The organism is Actinomycetes bacterium, assembly GCA_036510875.1.
Lineage (GTDB): Bacteria > Actinomycetota > Actinomycetes > Prado026 > Prado026 > DATCDE01.
Genome location: DATCDE010000278.1, coordinates 1 through 4,824, shown reverse-complemented (window position 1 = coordinate 4,824; position 4,824 = coordinate 1). Strand labels below are relative to the sequence as shown.

The window sequence follows — 4,824 nt, the reverse complement described above, 5'->3', positions numbered from 1 at the left end:
CGAAGGAGCTCGACATGGCCACCGCCGTCCGCACCGCACCACCGACGAGAGTCCCGATGACCTCGACGCGGAAGACCGCGCTCGTCGCGGGCATCTTCTACCTCATCACCTTCATCTCCATCCCCACCCTCGCCCTCTACGGCAACCTCAAGACCGACCGCAGCTTCGTCCTGGGCTCGGGCGGCGACTCCGGGGTGCTGTGGGGCTGCATCCTCGAGGTGATCGTCGCGATCGCCGGCATCGGCACCGCGGTCACGCTCTTCCCCGTCGTCAAGCGGCAGAACGAGGGCTTCGCGCTCGGCTTCGTCGCCAGCCGGACCCTGGAGGCCGCCATGATCTTCACCGGGGTAAACAGCCTCGTCTCCCTCATCCACCTGCGGCACGACCTCGGCACGGCGGCCGGCTCCGACGCCGGAGCCCTCGTCACCAACGGCGCGTCGCTCGTGTCGACCTACAACTCGACGATGCAGCTCGGGCAGACCCTGATGCCGTCGATCAACGCCGTCCTGCTCGGCTACCTGATGTACCGGTCCGGCCTCGTCCCGCGCATCATCCCCACGCTGGGACTCATCGGTGCCCCCTTCCTGATGAGCGCGACGCTGGCGACGACCCTCGGCCACAACCAGCCCCTGTCCGCCTGGTCCGCGCTCGCCACGCTGCCCGTCGCCGCCTGGGAGCTCTCGCTCGGCGTGTGGCTGACGTTCAAGGGCTTCAAGCCCACTCCCATCACCGCCGCGATCGACGCGTAGTCCCGTCGAGGCCGACCCGCACCGGAAGGACGACCACCATGATCGAGGCCACGAACCTCACGAAAAAGTACGGCGACAAGACCGCGGTCGACGACCTGACCTTCACCGTCCGGCCGGGCATCGTCACCGGGTTCCTGGGCCCCAACGGTGCCGGCAAGTCGACGACGATGCGGATGATCCTCGGCCTCGACGCACCGAGCGGAGGCACCGTCACGGTGGGCGGCAAGCCCTACCGTGCGCACGCCAAGCCGCTCCAGGTGGTCGGCGCGCTGCTCGAGGCGCGCGCGGTCCACACCTCCCGGTCCGCCCGCAGCCACCTGCTGGCGCTCGCGGCCACGCACGGCATCACCCGGGACCGGGTCGCGGACGTCATCGAGATGGTGGGGCTCCAGGAGGTCGCCGACAAGCGGGCGGGCGGCTTCTCGCTCGGCATGGGACAGCGCCTGGGGATCGCGTCCGCGCTGCTCGCCGACCCGGAGACCCTGATCCTGGACGAACCGGTGAACGGCCTGGACCCTGAGGGCATCCGGTGGATCAGGGACCTGCTGCGGAGCCTGGCCGCGGTCGGGCACACCGTCTTCGTCTCCAGCCACCTGATGAGCGAGATGGCCCTGACCGCCGACCACGTCATCGTCGTCGGCCGGGGCCGGCTGATGGCGGACATGCCCATGGCCGAGCTCATCGCGCAGGCCTCGAGCGACGTGGTGGTCGTCCGGTCCCCGCAGGCCACGGCGCTGGCGGACGCCCTCGCGGCGGACGGCATCGCGGTCGCCCGGACCGAGCACGACAGCCTCGAGGTCACCGGCCTGTCCGCCGCGGACATCGGCGACCGCGCGCACGACCTGAGCATCCGCCTCCACCGGCTCGAGCCGAAGCAGGCTTCGCTGGAGGAGGCGTTCATGGAGATGACCCGCGACGAGATCGAGTACCGCGCCGTGACTGCCACCGACCACAGCATGAGGAGAGCGTCATGACCACCGTCGTCACCGATCCCCGGCAGTCACCCGCGGGCACGTCGCCCAGCACCGGGATGCGCGTCACCGTCCAGCCTGTCACCTTCACCCGGGTCCTTCGCAGCGAGTGGATCAAGATGCGCTCGCTGCGTTCGACGACGCTGACCCTGGCGGCGGCCATCGGCACTATCGTCGCGGCCGGCTTGATCATCGGGGTGGTGACGACCCACTACTGGGCCACGCTGCGCCCGGACGAGATGGCGGCGTTCAACCCGGTCGAGCGCAGCCTCGTCGGCTACAACCTGGCACAGCTCGCGGTCGGCGTCCTCGGGGTACTCCTTGTCAGCGGCGAGTACGCCACCGGGATGATCCGGGCCACGCTCACGGCCGTGCCCCGACGGCTGCCGGTCCTGTGGGCGAAGACTGCGCTCTACGCCGGCGTGACGTTCGTGCTCATGCTGGTTGCCGCGCTGGTCGCCTTCCTCGGCGGTCAGGCGCTGCTCGGCACCCACGGGACGACCCTGTCTGCCCCGGACGCCCGGCAGGCCGTGCTCGGCGTGGCCGTCTACCTCACGCTGGTGGGCGTGATCGGCGTCGCCCTCGGCTTCATCCTGCGGAGCACTGCCGGCGGCGTGGCCACCCTGTTCGGGCTACTCATGGTCGTTCCCGGCCTCGGCCTGCTGCTCCCGAGCAGCTGGCACCAGGTCCTGTCGTACCTGCCCAGCAACGCCGGCGTCTCGATGATCAGCACGCGCCTCGCCGCGGGGAGCCTGTCGCCCACCGCCGGCCTACTCGTGCTACTCGCCTGGGCCGCGGCAGCGCTGGCCTGCGCGGCGGTGCTGCTCAAGCGCCGCGACGCCTAAGCTAAGGCAGCGACGCCGGGCAGGACCTAGGCAGCCGGCCGGCTCGGCCGGCAACCCCGCCTGCTCGAGCGTCGTCCGGACCAGCGCGTCGTACCGACCGGCGGCCAGGTCGCCGAACGGGTCCCGGGTGTAGCCCAGTAACACGTCGTACGGCAGACCGAACGCGGCGCGCGAGGCGAGCAGCAGACGCAGGGCAGGATCCGCCCGATTCGCCAGCACCACCGCAGCGGCACCCATCGACCGGACCCGCATTGTCCGGCCGGGCAACGTGCCTGATAGGGCGCATCCCTGTCGGCCGAACCTCCGGTCTTCGACAGGACAGACCCCTGGCAGGACTTGCCTCGGTGGTGAGAGAGCAGCCCCCCAGCTCATGCATGTCGCTTGCCAAGATGCGGGCGCGGTGACCCCTGGGATTTCGACCCAGAGGTCAAATGGCGCGACGCACGGCCGGTGCAGATGTGTCGTCCACGAGTGTCTCCGCGCGTCCACCAGCGTCGAGCAAACCGGCATCGACGCCGGCTTGACGGTGTCCCGTGTCGGCAGCCTTGCCGACATTCTGCCAACACGGAATCAGGGCCGTGATCGGTGATCATGGCCCTGACCTGCATAAACGCGGTAGCGGGGGCAGGATTTGAACCTGCGACCTCCGGGTTATGAGCCGCCGAAGCATCCGACGCCAGCGTGCACTAGTGGAGGGTGCCGGATACCGGTGGAAGGCCCGTCGTCGCAGGTCACAGACCCTGCCACGGCCGTGACCGTCGCCTCATGTCCACCGGTGTCCGGGCACGTGCTGCCGACATTCTGCCGACAGGTGATGTTGCCCGCGCGAGGCGGTCTGCCGGGCCCACCTTCCAACCATGTCGCCGAGGCCGTGATGACGACGTCCGTACATCTCTGGCACCTCGCCCCGCGATCCAAAGCTCCGCCCGCCAACGCAAAGCCGAACCGGCCCAGCGGATCGAGCCCGCCGGCCGACAGTCCCGGTCACCAGCACCAGAGCTCGGTACCGGTACCTGACGAGTCCAGATCAGGGTGGGTCACCGACGCGGCTGCGGTTCGGGTGAGGCGGTTAGTGCACGTCCCGGTGCTGGAAGGCGAGCTGGCCGGCGGCGCTGAGTAGCGCGGCGACGGCCAGCAGGCCGAGGAAGGGCGCCCAGGTGAAGTCCTGGGCGGGGGTGAGTGCCAGGTGCTGGAACGGGGACAGGTTCAGCAGCCATTGCGGGAAATGGAATAGTTGGCCGAACAGCAGTACCACCACGCAGAACCCCAGGGCCAGCCAGGCAAGGGTGGCGGCGCGTGGGTCGACGCCGTACAGGAGCCGGGTCAGTCCGCTGAGCACCAGCATCGGGGCGATGTAGGGCAGTGCGGCTGGCGGGTATGTGATCAGCGCGTGCGTGTCGCCGGTGACGGCGGCATACCCGGCGCCGAGCCCCACGCCGGCCGCGAGGATGACCAGCAGGCAGCCGACGGCAGTGGTGCCGATCTGGGCGAGCAGCCAGCGGCGCCGTGACAGGCCGGTGGCCAGCAGCGGCTCGACCCGCCCGTCGTCTTCCTCGCTCCGGGGCCGCAGGGCCGAGGAGATGGCGAATGCGCTGGCGATCACCGCGAGCATCAGGATCGCGGTGGCGTAGAAGCTGTCGGTGAGGTCCCCTGGTGACTGGACGAAGATGTCCTGGCTGGCCTTGGAGGTGCCGATCACGTCGGTGACGTCGTTGCCGACCGCGCCGAAGGCGGCCGCGAACAGCAGCAGTGCCAGCGCCCAGCCCAGGACCGAGCCGCGCTGCAGCTGCCACGCCAGTCCCCATCCGGTGCGCAGCCGCGGTGCCGCGCGGGCCGGCCCGGGACGGGCGGCGAGCAGCCCGGCGCCGAAGTCACGGTGCTGGAACAGCACGTACGCCGCCGCTGTGACCGCCGCGGCACCGGCCAGCAGCAGCAGCGCCGGCCACCAGCGCAGGCCGGAGAAGGCGTGCATGCCCTGGTACCAGCCGATCGGTGACAGCCACGCCAACGCCGAGTTGCGTAAGTCGCCGACCGCGCGCAGCGCGTACGCCACCCCCATGATCGCGCCGGCGATGCCGTACATCGACCGTGCGCTGGCGGTCAGCTGCGCGGCGAGCAGCGCGGTGCCGGTGAACACCCAGCCGGACAGGGTGAGACCGGCGCCGAGGGCGACCGAGTCTGGCACGCCGAGCCGGTAGGCGATGAGGGTGAGGCTGACCGCGACGCCGAGGAGCACGTTGGCCAGCAGCGCGGTGACCA

At 70.5% G+C, this 4,824-nt stretch carries 4 protein-coding genes; 3 read left to right on the top strand and 1 reads right to left on the bottom strand.

What is annotated here, in order from left to right:
• The 3 genes from VIM19_16350 to VIM19_16340 form a co-directional block, all read left to right on the top strand.
• The coding region (locus VIM19_16350) for a DUF4386 domain-containing protein (GenBank protein ID HEY5186425.1) at positions 1 to 749 on the top strand (749 nt) is incomplete at its 5' end.
• 38 nt (positions 750 to 787) lie between these two features.
• A complete protein-coding gene (locus tag VIM19_16345) occupies positions 788 to 1,723 on the top strand; it encodes an ABC transporter ATP-binding protein (GenBank protein ID HEY5186424.1) in 936 nt (311 codons plus the stop codon).
• Positions 1,720 to 2,565, top strand: a complete 846-nt coding sequence (locus VIM19_16340) for an ABC transporter permease (protein HEY5186423.1) — start codon at positions 1,720 to 1,722, stop codon at positions 2,563 to 2,565. The genes VIM19_16345 and VIM19_16340 overlap by 4 nt, the downstream gene beginning before the upstream one ends.
• A 1,069-nt stretch (positions 2,566 to 3,634) precedes the next feature.
• Here VIM19_16340 and VIM19_16335 read toward each other — a convergent pair.
• The coding region (locus VIM19_16335; protein ID HEY5186422.1) for a hypothetical protein at positions 3,635 to 4,824 on the bottom strand (1,190 nt) is incomplete at its 5' end.